The sequence below is a fragment of the Kitasatospora sp. NPDC093558 genome (genome assembly GCF_040683475.1).
Classification (GTDB): Bacteria; Actinomycetota; Actinomycetes; order Streptomycetales; family Streptomycetaceae; genus Kitasatospora.
The window spans coordinates 1-1,150 of sequence record NZ_JBFBDY010001319.1 but is presented as its reverse complement, the minus strand read 5'-3'; the positions used below and the strand labels follow the sequence as shown (position 1 = coordinate 1,150).

Here is a 1,150-nt window from a genome sequence, read left to right as displayed (position 1 = left end):
CCTCGTCGTCGAGTTCTCCACCCAGCTTCCGGCTGTCCTGCGTCAGGTCCTGCTGCCCGTCGTCGCCGACGCGACAGGCCTCCCCCAGGACCTTTCGGAACAGGGCGAGCGCCTAGCCCAGACGGGCGGGTTCACAGAGGACGAGCGGGAACGGCTCTTCGTCTACCTCGACAGCCACCGCGCTCAGTTCGACCTCTTCGATTCCGTGGCTCCGTTCGGGCAGGTCGCCGGGCTACGGACTGCCAAGGACGAGACGAAGGGCTCCGCTGCCCTGGTCGCGACCGCGGCGAGCGGCAACAACGTCCCGCTGTTCGCCAGTCGCACCGACGCCGACCCGCTCGACCTGACGCCGGCCCAGGCCGCCCACTGGCTCCTGCACGCCCACTGCTGGGACACGGCGGCGATCAAGACCGGAGTTGTCGGCGACCCCGAGGTCAAGGCGGGCAAGACGACGGGGAACCCCACCGGTCCGCTCGGCCAGCTCGGGGTGATCGTCCCCACCGGTCGGACCCTGTACGAGACCCTCCTGTTGAACCTCCCGATCACCCCGCCCGGCCGCTTCGGCAGTCCGCAATGGAAACGCGGCCCGCACGGCCCAGGGTGGACATCACGCGCGGCGGAGGGCCTCCTCGACCTCTGGACCTGGCAGGCCCGGCGGATCCGGCTCATCCCGCACCAGGACGAGAGCGGCGGGCTGAAAGTCGCCCGGGTGGTCATCGGTGCCGGCGACCGGCTCAGCCCCATGCCCGAGCTGGAGCCGCACACTGCCTGGACGTTCACCGTGCCCGCGAAGAAGTCGGCCTCTGCCCTGCCCGAGCGCAGGCCGCGCCGCCACACCCAGGGCAAGGCGGCCTGGCGCGGCCTGGAAGCCCTCCTTGCACCCACCCGCCAGAGCACCGACGGCTTCGAGACCAGCATCCTGCTCGACCAGATCAGCGCTTTGCGGGAGGACGGCCAACTTCCGGCCGACTACCCGCTGCAGGTCGAGACCTTCGGCGTGGTCTACGGCACCCAGTCCTCCGTCGTCGAGGACGTGATCCATGACGCCATCCCCCTTCCGCTGCTCGCCCTCCACCAGGACAGCGAAGTCCGCCGACTCCTTCTGGATGTCGCCGAACAGGCGGAACAGCTCGCGAAGGCCGTCAACAAC

The 1,150-nt window shown here is 70.1% G+C and carries 1 protein-coding gene; it reads left to right on the top strand.

The genetic code is table 11. The features are described 5' to 3' along the window. The coding region (gene casA / locus AB0O00_RS40665; RefSeq protein ID WP_363659689.1) for a type I-E CRISPR-associated protein Cse1/CasA at positions 1-1,150 on the top strand (1,150 nt) is incomplete at both ends.